A 13,012-nucleotide genomic window follows, 5' to 3' on the forward strand; every position below is an offset into this window, starting at 1 on the left:
GAGCCAGGGACTTACGGTGCGATGGTGCCCGGCAGATCGGTCGCGCAGTCCTGTGGATAGAGGATGTAGGTGTAGTCCTGGTTGGTGCCGGGGACGATGCCCGCGTCGCGGTCGGCGTTGGGGCAGGAGGTGCCAGTGCCACCGTCCGAGCAGCCCACATAGCTGTAGGTATCCCACACCCCCCGGACACCGTTGGTGAAGTTCACCGTGCCGCCATCATTGACGACGGTGCGCCAGTCGCAGCGGGGGGAGCCTCCGTCGAGCGTCACACCGAAGGTCTTGTAGTTGCTCACCAGGACGCCGCCCGTCACTTCGAAGCCGAGATAGACGCCACTGTCCGGGCCGTCCGGGCGCTGCTTGAGGGCCAGCGGGTTCGCGTTGGTGATGGTGAGTGGGCCAGGGATGTGGACCCGAGCGCCGCCGTACTCCGGGTTGGCCTTCGTCGCGCCACCGTTGGCGTTTCCGAAGCCGGACGCCACCTCGTTGTCCAGCGGCACAGGCACGGTGCCCGTCTTGGTGATGGAGAGTGCCCCCGTGATGCTGGGATCTCCAATCTGGAAGGCGCTCTTGAGGACGGGCCGGTAGGCGTTGCGCGTCTGATCGGCGTCCGAAGCGGTCGGGTAATACTGCCGGTAGAAGCCCTGGATGGTGACCTCATCGCCGGCCTGGGGCTGATAGCCCTTGGCGGGATCCGTAAAGAACTTGTCCACGTAGATGCCCTCCTTCGGGAAGCAGGGATCCACGACCCAGAGGTATGCGATGTAGTCGCCCTGGCTGCCCTTGGAGGTGCTGTCCACGGTCGTGATGACCAGGTGATCCAGCTTCACCGCGTCGCCCCGCTTCCCGTTGGCCCGGAGCTGCCCGATGGGGCCACGGCCCTGGCTGTCCGCCGCCGGGCACACGCGCCCGCCCCCATCCGTACCACCGTCCGAGCCGCCATCCGTGCCGCCATCCTGGTTGCAGGCCCCGGTGCAGCCGTTGTCCGGACCACTGTCGGGAGGGCCCTCGTCTCGACCGGAACAGCCCGTCATCACGGTGGCCACCAGGACCGCCGCGCCCAGAGTCTTGCGCAGATGCATCGCCTTTTCTCCTATGGATCTTCTGGCGTCGTGCTCCGTAGAGTCCCGCGCCTCCGGCCTCGTCCGGGGCCTTATAGCGGGGGGCTACACGGGCCGGCAAGGAAGCCCGCGTGTCCCGGTTCACACACTCGTAAAATCCGAGGAGCGCATGAAGGCGGTGGTGTTCCACCAGCACGGAGATGAGCAGGTCCTGCAACTCACGGAGTTCCCGGAGCCGCCCGTGGGCGCACGCGATGTGTTGGTCCGCGTGAAGGCCGTGGCCCTCAACCACCTGGACCTGTGGACCCGCCAGGGCTGGCCAGGGCTGAAGCTGGAGTTGCCCCACATTCTGGGCAGTGACATCTCGGGCGTGGTGGAGCGCGTCGGGCCAGAGGTGACGGACCTGTCGCCCGGTACCGAGATCGTCGTGAACCCGGGCGTGTCCTGCGGAGCGTGCGCGCGGTGCCTGAGCGGCGAGGACAACCTGTGCCGGAGCTACCGGATCCTCGGCGAGCACATGCGCGGGGGCTACGCGGAGTTCATCTCGGTGCCTCGGCAGAACATCCTGCCCAAGCCCACGCGGCTCACCTTCGCCGAGGCCGCCTGCCTGCCCCTCACCTACCTCACGGCGTGGACGATGCTGGTGCGCCGCGCGGAGGTGAAGCCGGGCGAGACGGTGCTGGTGCACGCGGCGGGCTCGGGCGTGGGCAGCGCGGCGGTGCAGATCTGCAAGCTGCTGGGAGCCACCGTCATCGCCACCGCCTCCACCGAGGCCAAGCTGAAGCGCGCCCGGGAGCTGGGGGCCGACCACACCATCAACTATGTGGAGAAGGACTTCCTGGACGAGGTGAAGCGCATCACCCAGCGCCGGATGGTGGACGTCGTCTTCGAGCACGTGGGCGCCTCCACCTTCGAGAAGAGCGTGGCGTGCCTGCCCTACGGCGGGAGGCTCGTCACCTGCGGGGCGACGACGGGCTACGAGGTGAAGCTGGACCTGCGGGTGCTCTTCTACAAGCGCATCTCCCTGCTGGGCTCCACCATGGGCAGCAAGGGCGATCTCTTCCGCATCCTCCAGCTCGTGGAAGAAGGCCGGCTCAAGCCGGTGTTGGATCGGACACTGCCCCTGGCGGACGCGGCCCTGGCGCACCGGCTCCTCAAGGACCGAGCGCAGTTCGGCAACGTCGTCCTGCTTCCGGAGTCGAGGTGATCCCCAAGTTCCTCCAAGGCCTCCAGCCGACCCTGCACATCTCCCACCGTGGCGGCGCGCTGCTGGCCCCGGAGAACACGCTCCATGCGTTCCGGATGGCCGTGGAGCGCTGCCGCACGCAGATGCTGGAGCTGGACGTCCACCTCACCCGCGATGGCGAGGTGGTCGTCGCGCATGATCACACGCTCGACCGCTGCACCAACGGCACGGGGCCCCTGGCCGCGCTCACGCTCGCCGAGCTGCGCCGCCTGGACGCGGGCTTCCGCTTCACCCCCGATGCAGGCCGCACCTTCCCCTTCCGCAATCAGGGCATCCCCATCCCCACGCTGCGTGAAGTGCTCCGAGCCTTCCCCGGGATGCGGATCAACCTGGAGATGAAGCCGGAGACTCCAGGCACCGAGGACGTCCTCTACCAGGTGCTCCGCGAAGAGAGCGCCCTGGACCGCGTATGCCTGGGCAGCGAGCATGACGCCGTGGCCGAGCGGCTGGTGGCTCGCATGCCCGGCGCCTGCCATTTCTACCCGCGCGAGGCTCTGACCGCCTACGTGCTCTCCGTCCGAAGCGGCGAGCAGCCTCCCGACGAGCCGCGTTACACCGTCATCGACATGCCGCTGTACTTCGGTGAAGTGCGCCTGGTGGATGAGGCCTTCCTCCGCACCACGGCGCGTCACGGCAAGTGGGTCAATGTCTGGACCGTGGATGATCCAGAGGAGATGCGCCGGCTCGTGTCTGAAGGAGTCGGCGGTATCATGACGGACCGTCCGGACCTGCTACGCCAAATCCTGGATGCCACCCCTCACGCGCAGTAGGCCGAGAGCCCATGCCCCGCACCACCTCGCGTAAGCGCCACACGCCCGCCGCTCCCGCCTCCGAGCCCTCCTCCCCTGCTCCCGTGCCTGCTTCCACCCCGGAGCCCCACGTGGAGCCCACCGAGGAGCCCGTCGGGGCCGCGGCCCTCGGAACCAAGGGCCGCAACACGCTGCGCGCGAAGCTCCCCAAGGCCAAGCGCTTCGTGGCGCTGGCGGGCAACATCGGCGCCGGGAAGACGACGGCCGCGAAGATCATCAGCCAGTCCTTCGGCTTCGAGCTCTTCGACGAGCCCGTCATCGATAACCGCTTCCTCAAGGACTACTACGCCGACATGCGGCGCTGGAGCTTCACCCTCCAGCTCGAGTTCCTCATCCGCCGCGTGGAGCATCACGAGCTCATCCACTCGATCAAGAAGAGCTGCGTGCAGGACCGCACCCTCTACGAGGACCCGGAGATCTTCGCCAAGTACCTCCACGGCCTGGGCCACATGAGCAACAAGGAGTTGGATCTCTATTACGAGTACTTCCAGCGCCTGGCGCGCAGCGTCGCCCCGCCGGACAAGGTCATCTGCTTCTCGGTGGGCTCGGTGGAGGTGCTGCTCAATCGCATCCGCACGCGCGGCCGCCAGGAGGAGCGTGGCATCCAGAGCCAGTTCCTCCTGGGCCTCAACGGCTACTACACCAGCTTCCCCCTGGTGCTGCAGGAGAAGTACGGCGTGGACTGCCTCACCCTGGACGTCTCCAACCAGGACATCCGCCGCGGCCGGGGACGCGAGGAGTTCCTCGATCGCGTCTCCAGCTTCCTGGCCTGAACCGCCCCTGCGCTCAGAACCCAGGCTTCGGCGGCTGCGTCACCGACGTCTGCGAGATCAGCACCCACACCGAGTCTGTCTTCTCGCTGTAGAACAGGGTGATGGCCACGTTGCGCCAGCCGTGGTCGAACTTGAAGACGAAGCCGAACGTCTCGTAGAGCGAGCGCTCGCGCAGGCCCGTCATGAAGCGCCCGTAGAAGTCCTTCACCGGCACCCCGAAATTCACGAGCACGGTGCGATTCTCACTATCAGGCGGCCGACAGAGGGGGCCGCCTCCCGCCCGAGCACAGGAGAGTTCCCATGGACCACACTGGGGCCAAGAGCCCGCGCGACTCCGAAGTGGTGATGACGCAGCTGATCCTCCCGTCCGATGCCAACAACCTGAACTCCGCCTTCGGCGGCAAGGTGATGGAGTGGATCGACATCTGCGGAGCCATCGCCGCCCAGCGGCACTGCCGCGAGGTGGTGGTGACGGCCTCCATCGATGATCTGCACTTCCACTCGCCCATCCGCGTGGGGTGGATCGCCCAGCTGCGCGCGCGCGTGCTGGCGGCGTTCCGCACCTCCATGGAGGTGGGGGTGACGGTGCACGCGGAGAACCCCCTCACCGGCGAGCGCGCCCTGACCACGAGCGGAGTGATGACGTTCGTGGCGCTCAACAAGGATGGGGGCCGGGTGATGGTGCCCCCCCTACAGCTGGACACCGAGGAGGAGCGCGTGGCCGCACGCGAGGCCGAGGACCGGCGCACCCAGCGCATCGCGCGCCAGAAGGAAGCCCAGGCGTGGCTGCGCGTCATGGCTCGGTGAGCCCCTGGCCCGAGCTCACTTGCAACTGGGCCGGGCCAGCTCCACGCGACGGTTCTTGGCGCGTCCTTCGGGAGACTCGTTGTCCGCCACCGGGTGGCCGCGGCCGTAGCCCTTGGCGGTGAGCCGAGCGGCGGAGATGCCGTGCCCCGCCAGCCAGCTCTTCACGGCCTCGGCACGTGCCTGGGACAGCTTGAGGTTGTAGTCATCACCGCCCACGTTATCCGTGTGCCCCTGCACCTCCACCGCGAGCTGGGCGTTCGTCTGCAGCGCGGCGAGCGCCTTGTTCAGCACCGGCTCGGAGTCAGGCCGCAGGGTGGCCTTGTTGAAGTCGAACGTCACCCCGTAGAGCGCCACGTGACAGTCCTTCTGCAGGGCGGCGGCCAGGTTCGTGGCGCCCACGTCGCCAACCTTCACGGCGATGCCCTCGCCCAGATGGAGGTAGGCCCAGAGGTTCCGGCCATTGCGCGCGTAGTGTGCGGTCAGGGTGGCATCGCTGCCCCGAGACTCATCGAGCACCTGCCACCCCGCCTTCGTGAGCGCGTTGCGATACAGCGTCACGAAGAGCAGCGTCGACATGCGCGGGGGCCTCGAGTACGTCTTGGTCACGCTGCCAGGGGCGACGAGCGTCTGCTCCTCGTCTCCATTGAACAGGACCATGATGGGCCCGGTGTCCTCGCCGCTGGTGTCGCTGAACGTCGAGCCGGGCAGCGGAGTGATGTACGGGAACGGCTCGTTGGCGCCAATCTTCTCGGGCGTGGCGGCCGGCGGCTTCAAGGTGAAGTCGAGCTTGGGCGCGCCCGTCTCGACAAGGTCCAGGTTGACGTCGTTGACGCCGAAGAACGCCAGCTTGCCCCAGGCGTCGATCCCCTGCTTCTGGTAGTGCACGGTGGCATACGCCGGGTTGCTGTCCACCCACTCCCGTACCACCGTCCAGCCCGCGCTCTTGAACGCAGCCCGGAACGGCGCGAGCAGTTGCTCGTGCACGGCGTCCTCGGGAAGTCCGGAGAGGGTCAGGGTGGCGGTGAAGTGCCGCCCTTGCTTCATCTCCCCGGGGCCGTCTTCGTTGATCTGGATCTCCGCCTCACCGTAGTCCTCGACCGCGACGCTGTCGGGAGCCACCTGGGCGTGCGCCGGCAGCTTGACGTAGGTGGGCAGGTTCTCCGCCAGGGCGGGTACGGCGGTGAGCAAACAGCAGATCGCGAGCACAGCGGTGCGCATCAAGTCCTCCCGTTTTCTGCACCCCACTCTATCGCCACCCTGCAGGATGGAAGGTGGGTCAATCCAGCCCAGTCCCTCCAGGAAGTCATAACCCGATGCGTCAGTACGCAACCTGCCCGTGACGCGCTCCACCCCGTGCTCGCTCTCAAGTCCACGAACTTCCAGGGGATACGGCAAGTGGACGGGGGCAGGAAACATTCTGAATAGAATGGACGATAACCCCCATGAATTCACACTCGCGCTGCCTGGGCTCCAGGGCTTCGTCCCGGCCCCAGGCCTGCCACAAGGAGCAAGGTCATGGGCATCTCCAGCGTCGGAAGTGGACCGAGCAACACCACCACCAGCAACGACACCAGCGGCGCTGAAGAGGCCGCCCGTGCAGCAGCCGAAGCCGCGGCCCGTGCGGCAGAGGAGGCTGCGCGTGCGGCCGCCGAGGCCCAGGCCCAAGCCGAGGCCCAGGCACGCAACGCCGACACCTTCCAGGCGCCGCAGAAGCGCAACATGCTCGCCCTGGACGGCGGCACCTCGCAGCAGGCCTTCGCGTCCTCCGGCCAGCCCACCTTCCGCGTGGGCTTCGGCGGAGTGATGCGCGCCAACACCGAGGCGGTTGGCTCGCCGGACACGCAGGCCCGGCAGTACATCGAGTCCCAGTTCCAGCAGAAGCTGGGACGCGAGTGCGGCAACCCGGATGAGATCCTCAGCCAGGCGAAGGCATCTGGTGCCACCTCGCAGGAGGACATCCAGAAGTTCGTGGACAGCATGATCGATGGCAGCCCCGAGAAGTCGGCGCTGAACACAGTCAACAGCACCTTCAAGGAGCTGCTCGGCCGCGAGCTCACCGTGCCCGAGCAGCAGGGCTGGCTGAAGGACTCGGGGCTGCCGGTGGACGGCACCTTCGGGCAGAACTGCCGCTCGACGATCATGGCGTCCGAGGAGTTCCGCATCCAGCACCCGGAGGCCGCCGACACGTCCGGGGCCAAGGGCCAAGCCGCGGTGGACTACATGAAGCAGTTCCTCGGCCAGCGCACCATGGACACGCCGCTCAACGGCTTCCACCGCAACGATCCGGACAACAACTGCGCCAACGCGGTGTCCGCCGCCCTCAAGCAGGCGGGCCTGTACAACCCCAACCCCGGGGACGCGAGCGTCGCAACGCTGAGCAAGGATCTACAGGCGGCCGGCTGGACGGCGGTGGATCCGAAGGACGCGCGCCCCGGTGACGTCATCATCATCAACGGGAGCCAGCACACCGAGCTCGTCGAGAGCAACGTCAACGGCCACCTGCAGTCCATCGGCAGCAACAACGTGGTCGACGGGAACGGCAACGTGCTGGATACCCAGAACGTCTCCGTGGAGAAGAACCCCTGGTTCATGCGAGGCAACAACCAGGTGCTCATCCTCCGCGCGCCCCCGAGCGGAGGCTCGGTGCCGGGCAGCACGGGCAGCACCGGCAGCACGGGCTCGAGCGGGACGGGCAGCACCACTGGCAGCAGCGGGAGCACCTCGAGCAATGTGAGCGCTCCCAGCGCGCAGCTCGCCTACGACGGAGGCAACACGTACAGCGCCGACGTGGCGCAGCTGCAGCACGCGCTGGTGAAGGCCGGCTACATGGACGGCTCGGCGATCTCCGGTGGCGGCGAGGGCTACTACGGCGACAAGACGCGCGCGGCGGTGGCGAAGCTGCAGGCCGACTACGGCATCACCGGTGACAACGGCGAGAACTACGGCCCCCGCACGCAGGCGGCGCTCACCCAGGCGATGGCCAAGGCCACGGGCGGCAGCGGCAGCACGGGCGGCACGGGCAGCACCGGGGGCGTGACGCCTCCCACCGGCTCGCCGGCGCCTGCTGGCAGCTACGAGGCCGCCCTCAAGGCCGCGGTGCAGAACTCGCCCCAGCCGGGCGACAAGAACATGGACACCTACTGGCTCAACTACGTGAAGAACGACGTAGTGCCCAAGCTGGAGGCGGCCGGCGTCAGCCGTGAGGACATCAAGAAGGTGCTCGAGTTCTCCGTCAGCGAGGGCCTCACCCACGTGGGCAACCTCGGCTACAAGCAGGCGGATGGCTCGGCGCAGACGCCCATCAGCGCCAGCAACCTGGGCGACAACCTCCAGGGCGATCGCACCAACTACCAGACGGCCACTCCAGACGGCTTCGCGCCCTACACCCCGCGCTCGGGCAACTGGCAGGTGGGCATCGGCGGCAACCAGGTCTACGACGCCATGGTGGGTAACCCCTCCAGCCTGCAGCGAGCGTTCGAGAAGCTCTACCCGGGCCAGACGCCGCAGCAGGTGGGCCAGCGGATGCTGGAGCTGATGGGTGATAAGTCCAGCACCTTCCCCAACCTGAGCTGGAAGGACCTGAACGGCAACTTCGGCAACGCGAAGTGGGCCTCCATCATCCTCAGGGATCCGGCCATCAGCATCTACCTGCAGACCCAGAACCCGGACGCGCTGCGCGGCCGGCCCGCGGGCGCGAACCTGGTGAACCAGGTGTTCGGCTAGGAGTAGGTGCCGACAACAGAGCCACCGGCGCTCCCGTATTCGGGGAGGCTCAGCTGGTGGCTCCGTGCTTCAACGGCTCGAGGTCAGCCCTTCTCGACCGGCCGGCCCGATTTCTCCCAGCCAGCAATGCCCGCGGGCATGATGAAGACCTTGGTGTAACCCAGCTTGACCGCCGCACGGGCGGCCTCATGGCAGGCCATTCAACGTTCGTTGGCGCAGTAGAAGACGAGCTGCCGGGACTTGTCCGCCGGCAGGTCCGACGCCTGCACCTTGTTGAAGGCCACCCACTTCGCGCCCGGCACGTGGCCCTTCTGCCAGTGCTCCTGCGAGTTGTTGTCGAAGATCGACGCGGTGCCAGACTCGACGAGCTTGGCGACCTCATCAACGGAGAGGCGGCCAAACGACTCTTTCTCGGCAGCTTCAGCCGAGGGCGCCGGGCGATTCTGCGCGTCGTGGCAGCCCCCCGTGACGGCCATGAGCGCGACCAGCGCTCCGGCGGATACAAAAGACCGACGGTTCATATTCATCCTCCAGCGCCACACCGTACCCGACGCACAACGCCGAAAGGAATCCCGCCGGCACCGAGAGGCGCATCCATCGGACGCGAAGGAGCCAGGCTCCCTCGCGTCCTGGACACAGTCATCAGGTGGTGAACGAGGTGCCGCAGCCGCAGGAGGACTTGGCGTTGGGGTTCTCGAACTTGAAGCCCGCGCTCGTCGTCGTGGTGACGTAGTCCACCGTGGTGCCCAGCAGATACTTGCTGCTCAGCGCGTCCGTGGTGATGCGCACGCCATCCTGCTCCCACATGTGGTCGTTCGGCTTGGCCTCCTTCACGAGGTTCAAGTCGTAGCCGAGCCCGCTGCAGCCGGCGGGCACCACGCGGATGGAGAAGAAGTAGCCCTCGAAGCCCTGGGCCTTGATGACCTCCTTCACCTGAAGGACGGCGCGCTCGGTGAGCCGCACCGGGATGTGGGGGGTGGCCTCCCAGGCGGGAGCAGTCGTGGCAGGCGTCTGAGGGATCGTGGTCGTTTCCATGGTGCGTCTGTCTCCTTGCTCGGGCCTTATAACGCCGGCCCCGCCAAAATCCATCGGCGCTGCCTGCCAGGCAAGGGGCGGGCCGATTCCCCCCTGGTTCCCCGCCCCTTGTTCCCGGGAGTCAACACCTGGGCGGAGCCTGGATTATACCCTGGCCTACACATCATGCCTGTCCCGGAAATCTCTCCCGACGAGCTCGCCGCGCTGCTCGCGGGTCCTGCCGAGGCCCGCCCCGCCCTGCTCGACGTGCGCTTCCCTGACGAGCACGCCTGGGTGGCGCTGCCGGGCTCGGTGCTCATCCCCCTGCCAGAGCTGGAAGAACGCGCCGAGGAGCTGGAGCCCCTCCGAGGCCGTCCCGTCGTCGTCTACTGCCACCACGGCGTCCGCAGCCTGCACGGCGCGGCGTACCTGCGCGCGCTCGGCCTCGAGGCGGTGTCGCTCCAGGGCGGCATCGATCTCTACGCGCTGACGGTGGATCCGAAGCTGCCACGCTACTGACGCGGCTACTGCCCCAGCTCCTTGGAGACATCCACCTGGGACTCGGTGGTGTCCCGGGCCTTCACGGTGACCTCGAACTGGACGGGCGCCTTGAGCTGATCGCCGCGCAATTCCAGCTGGTGCGTACCCTCCATGAGCTCCAGCTTCGCTCCCGGCAGGTACATGCCCAGCTCCTGGCCCTCGCGGACGATCTTGAGCTGGCCCACACTCTTCGGAGACACCTTGAGCCGGACGTAGCCCATCCGGAACTCGCGCTTGATGATCTTCGTCTCGCCGGGCTCGCCGAAGCGCAGCGCCTCCTCTTCCTCGGCGTAGATGCCCTGCTCCTTGTTCTCCAGGATCAAGGTGTCCTGGATGTGCGCGCCCGGGGCCCCCTTGATGGGCGTCATGCCCAAGTCGGTGAAGGGCTCGGGGCTGCCGCACTTGTCGCTGTGCCGCACCTTCACCGTCACCTTCGGGTTGGTGTCCACCGAGACGAAGACGCCCTGGCCGTCAATGGGCTTCCTCATCAGCTTGGGCCAGAACACGACGATCAGGGTCGCCACCGCCACGGCGACGAGCCCCAGGAGGACCTTCTTGAAGAGGTCCGCCTTGTTGATCGGCGCGCGGACGCGCGGCGGGGGCTCGGGCTTTCGCTCCGAGACGTCATCGTCGTCGTCCTCGCGCTGCCGCTGCTGCGGCACCATCCGCGAGGGGGACGGTCCCTTCACGTCCACGCGGCTGGAGGTGCGCCTGCGAGGAACAGGCGCCGGCTCGGGCTCGGCCCCCTGTTGGACCCGGCTCACGTGCCCCGTGCGACGCCGCGACGGAGGCGGCACCGTCTCGTCCGGACCGGACTCACGGGCTGAGGGCGGCAGCCGGGTGCGCTCGGGGTCAGCGTAGGGATCCTCTTCGGAACGCGACCGCGCCTCGAGCGCAAGGGCGCTCGTGCGCGATGCCCGGGCCCGCGTCAGAGAAGGAGGCTCATCCTCCACCTCGAGCTGCCGAGAGGCCGACCGCCTCTGCGGAGGCTCGGGCGGCGGCTCCTCCGGGTAGTCCTCCTCGGGCTCGGGCTCGGGCTCCGGAGCCCGGCGCATGTCCCCGCGCGAGTTGCTGCGCGCGATGGCCGTGTTCCCGGCGGAATTGGTGGCACGACGCGACTCACCCGTGCGGCGGCGCGCTACCTGGGTTCCCCCGGCGGGCGCCGCGTACTCCTCCATCTCCTCGGCCAGCGAGAGGGGCTTGCCCGAATCGCGCGCCTTGACGGCCGCGCGCATGGCGGTGGAGGTCGCCTTGCGCTCGTTGCGCTGGGAGATCTCTCCCGGAGGCGCCTCCCACTGCATGTCCACCGCGGGCGCGGGGCCCCGCCCACCGCTCTCGGCGGGAGGCGGCGGCGAGGAGTTGCCCGAGTGGGCGCCATCCTCGGTGTTGGGCTGGAGGTTGCCGGTCTTCTTCTCCTCGGCGAGCCGATCCGAGAAGAGCGTCTCCATCAGCTCGGAGATCTGCACCGAGCTGGCCACCCACCGCTGGGCGACGAGCGTCTCCTCGAGGGCGACCTGGAACTGGCGCGCGTCGCGGTAGCGATCATCCGCGGCCTTGGCCAGCGCGCTCATCACCACCGAGTCCAGCTCCGAGGGCACATCCGCCACCTCGGAGGGAGTCTGGATGGCGCACTCGAGCGCGGCCTGGAGCGTGGCCAGCTCCGAGTCCCGCTTGAGCGGGCGCACGCCGGTGAGCAGTTCGTAGAGCACCAGGCCGATGGCGAAGATGTCCGCGCGGTGATCCAGCGCCTTGCCCGCGGCCTGCTCCGGGGCCATGTAGGCGAACTTGCCCTTGATGGCGCCGGACTTGGTCAGGCCCACCTGGTCGGCCGCCTTGGCGATGCCGAAGTCCACCAGCTTCACCGAGCCGTCGAAGCTGATCAGGATGTTCTGCGGAGAGATGTCGCGGTGGACCACCTTCAGCGGCTTGCCGTTGGCGTCCACACGGGTGTGCGCGTAGTACAGGCCCTCGCACGCGCTGGCGACGATGCGGATGGCCAGCGGCCGGGCAATCCACTGCCCCGCGCTCCAGGCCTTGCGCATCACCCGGCCCAGGTCCTCGCCGTGGATGAACTCCATGGCGATGTAGTAGGTGCCGTTGGCCTCGCCGAACTCGTAGACCTGGGCGATGTTCGGGTGGTTGAAGTTCGCGGCGATGAGCGCCTCGTTGCGGAACATCTCCACGAACTCGCGGTCCTCCGCCAGGTGCGGAAGGATGCGCTTGACGACCACGCTCTTGGCGAAGCCCTCGATTCCGGACTGGCGCGCAAGCCAGACTTCGGCCATGCCGCCCGTGGCGAGCTTCTTCAGAAGCTGGTATTTGCCGAAGGGCTGGGCGTTGGGGTTCGGAGGCGTCATCCCGGGACAGACGCCGGGGGGAGCATGCTCAAGTGGGAGGCGTCAGTACAAACCATCTTAGGCGACGGACCGCGCCATGGCAAAGCCGTCTCGGCGCCCTCTGGAAGCTTTCTCTGTGCGTCAGCCTGCTCGCCGGGGTGACGGGCACCGCCAAGGAGGATCCGCTCTCCCGCCAGCCGGATCGGATCCAGGTGGAGCGGCGCAACAACGTGCTGGAGCTCTCCTGGTCCGACACCGAGGAGCGGCTCCAGGGCAGCATCCAGCCCGACGTGCCGCATGACGGAGAGCCTCTCAAAGTCCTCTTGAATGTCGGCAGCTTCGCGGGCGAGGCCTTCGATGGCCCCCTCACCCTCACCCTGCGGCGGGCCGGAGCCACGAACGGGCAGACGGTGACGGTGAAGCGGGCCCAGGGCGCGGTGAACTGGCGCGCCGAGTTCACCCCGGACACGACGGGGCCTTACCAGTTGGATGTGAGCTTCCGGACCACCCACCTCAAGGTGCTCCACGCGGACTTCGAGGTCATCTCCCCTCCCGTGCCTCGCATCTTCCTGTGGGCAATGGTGGGCCTGTTCGCCACGCTGGCGCTGGCCTACGGAATTCGGAGCCTCGTGCGGAAGGAGCCCTCCTCCGACCCCGGGCCCGAGAAGCCGTCCACGCTGTAACGCTGTAAGAAGCTCCGCCTCCC

The 13,012-nt window shown here is 67.8% G+C and carries 13 protein-coding genes; 7 read left to right on the forward strand and 6 right to left on the reverse strand.

Annotated features, from left to right (window positions below):
• Positions 1 to 11: 11 nt before the first annotated feature.
• Positions 12 to 1,079 carry a hypothetical protein gene (locus ACJ8AT_RS16175; RefSeq protein WP_407738631.1) on the reverse strand — a complete coding sequence of 356 codons (1,068 nt, stop codon included), beginning with the start codon at positions 1,077 to 1,079 and terminating at the stop codon, positions 12 to 14.
• Positions 1,080 to 1,227: 148 nt separating this feature from the next.
• On the opposite strand from ACJ8AT_RS16175, the gene ACJ8AT_RS16180 reads away from it, so the two are divergent.
• Genes ACJ8AT_RS16180 through ACJ8AT_RS16190 form a run of 3 tightly spaced genes read left to right on the forward strand, consistent with a single transcriptional unit; the run spans position 1,228 to position 3,886 of the window.
• On the forward strand, positions 1,228 to 2,265 hold the full coding sequence (locus ACJ8AT_RS16180) for a zinc-binding dehydrogenase (protein ID WP_407738632.1): 1,038 nt from the start codon (positions 1,228 to 1,230) through the stop codon (positions 2,263 to 2,265).
• Positions 2,262 to 3,074, forward strand: a complete 813-nt coding sequence (locus tag ACJ8AT_RS16185; protein WP_407738633.1) for a glycerophosphodiester phosphodiesterase — start codon at positions 2,262 to 2,264, stop codon at positions 3,072 to 3,074. The genes ACJ8AT_RS16180 and ACJ8AT_RS16185 overlap by 4 nt, the downstream gene beginning before the upstream one ends.
• 11 nt (positions 3,075 to 3,085) lie before the next feature.
• Positions 3,086 to 3,886, forward strand: coding sequence for a deoxynucleoside kinase (locus ACJ8AT_RS16190; protein WP_407738634.1), 801 nt, complete (start codon positions 3,086 to 3,088; stop codon positions 3,884 to 3,886).
• A 13-nt stretch (positions 3,887 to 3,899) separates the two neighbouring features.
• Here ACJ8AT_RS16190 and ACJ8AT_RS16195 read toward each other — a convergent pair whose 3' ends face one another.
• Positions 3,900 to 4,118, reverse strand: a complete 219-nt coding sequence (locus ACJ8AT_RS16195; protein WP_407738635.1) for a hypothetical protein — start codon at positions 4,116 to 4,118, stop codon at positions 3,900 to 3,902.
• Between the two features lie 68 nt (positions 4,119 to 4,186).
• On the opposite strand from ACJ8AT_RS16195, the gene ACJ8AT_RS16200 reads away from it, so the two are divergent.
• Positions 4,187 to 4,693: an acyl-CoA thioesterase gene (locus ACJ8AT_RS16200; RefSeq protein WP_407738636.1), complete on the forward strand. Its 507-nt coding sequence runs from the start codon at positions 4,187 to 4,189 to the stop codon at positions 4,691 to 4,693.
• 15 nt (positions 4,694 to 4,708) lie between these two features.
• On the opposite strand, the gene ACJ8AT_RS16205 is transcribed toward ACJ8AT_RS16200, so the two are convergent.
• On the reverse strand, positions 4,709 to 5,911 hold the full coding sequence (locus ACJ8AT_RS16205; protein ID WP_407738637.1) for an OmpA family protein: 1,203 nt from the start codon (positions 5,909 to 5,911) through the stop codon (positions 4,709 to 4,711).
• A 297-nt stretch (positions 5,912 to 6,208) separates the two neighbouring features.
• Between ACJ8AT_RS16205 and ACJ8AT_RS16210 the strand changes: the two genes are divergently transcribed.
• On the forward strand, positions 6,209 to 8,416 hold the full coding sequence (locus ACJ8AT_RS16210; RefSeq protein WP_407738638.1) for a peptidoglycan-binding domain-containing protein: 2,208 nt from the start codon (positions 6,209 to 6,211) through the stop codon (positions 8,414 to 8,416).
• Positions 8,417 to 8,616: 200 nt separating this feature from the next.
• Here the strand turns inward: ACJ8AT_RS16210 and ACJ8AT_RS16215 are convergent, their stop codons facing one another.
• Both ACJ8AT_RS16215 and ACJ8AT_RS16220 read right to left on the reverse strand, forming a co-directional pair.
• Entirely contained in the window at positions 8,617 to 8,937 is a 321-nt protein-coding gene (locus ACJ8AT_RS16215) for a rhodanese-like domain-containing protein (RefSeq protein WP_407738639.1), read from the reverse strand.
• 121 nt (positions 8,938 to 9,058) lie between these two features.
• Complete coding sequence (locus ACJ8AT_RS16220; RefSeq protein ID WP_407738640.1) at positions 9,059 to 9,451, reverse strand: HesB/IscA family protein; 393 nt, start codon at positions 9,449 to 9,451, stop codon at positions 9,059 to 9,061.
• Positions 9,452 to 9,616: 165 nt separating this feature from the next.
• Here ACJ8AT_RS16220 and ACJ8AT_RS16225 point away from each other — a divergent pair, with 165 nt between their 5' ends.
• Positions 9,617 to 9,949, forward strand: coding sequence for a rhodanese-like domain-containing protein (locus ACJ8AT_RS16225; protein ID WP_407738641.1), 333 nt, complete (start codon positions 9,617 to 9,619; stop codon positions 9,947 to 9,949).
• A 5-nt stretch (positions 9,950 to 9,954) separates the two neighbouring features.
• On the opposite strand, the gene ACJ8AT_RS16230 is transcribed toward ACJ8AT_RS16225, so the two are convergent.
• Entirely contained in the window at positions 9,955 to 12,327 is a 2,373-nt protein-coding gene (locus ACJ8AT_RS16230) for a protein kinase domain-containing protein (protein ID WP_407738642.1), read from the reverse strand.
• Between the two features lie 137 nt (positions 12,328 to 12,464).
• Here ACJ8AT_RS16230 and ACJ8AT_RS16235 point away from each other — a divergent pair, with 137 nt between their 5' ends.
• Positions 12,465 to 12,989, forward strand: coding sequence for a hypothetical protein (locus ACJ8AT_RS16235; protein ID WP_407738643.1), 525 nt, complete (start codon positions 12,465 to 12,467; stop codon positions 12,987 to 12,989).
• The last annotated feature ends 23 nt before the right edge of the window (positions 12,990 to 13,012 follow it).

The sequence above is a fragment of the Hyalangium sp. genome (genome assembly GCF_045802625.1).
Classification (GTDB): Bacteria; Myxococcota; Myxococcia; order Myxococcales; family Myxococcaceae; genus Hyalangium.